We start from the raw sequence: 264 nt of genomic DNA on the forward strand, positions 1-264 counted from the left end.
ACCTTACCCGCACGCTCTGGCTTGTTATCGTCTCTTGGCGTATTTAGCTTGAACTTAGATAGATCGAAGTTTTCAGCTGGAACCTTGTTCACGTCTAAGTTGTACTGCACAGCCAGTTGCGGATCATTATTCGCTGACGGAGCTTGCGTTGCAGACGGAGCTTGTTGTGTCGCAGATGCAGTATCGGGGGAAGAAGCTGTTGAGCAGCCTGCTAGGCCAGCAACGAGTGCTGAAATAACAACAGCAGCAATCTTGTTCTTTGTA

General features: G+C 48.9%; 1 pseudogene. It reads right to left on the bottom strand.

What is annotated here, in order from left to right:
* Nucleotides 1-264, bottom strand: a pseudogene (locus AB4585_RS27455) (polysaccharide lyase family 7 protein); the annotation flags it as partial.

This window comes from Vibrio sp. 10N.222.49.C9, from assembly GCF_041474985.1.
Taxonomy (GTDB): domain Bacteria; phylum Pseudomonadota; class Gammaproteobacteria; order Enterobacterales; family Vibrionaceae; genus Vibrio; species Vibrio crassostreae_C.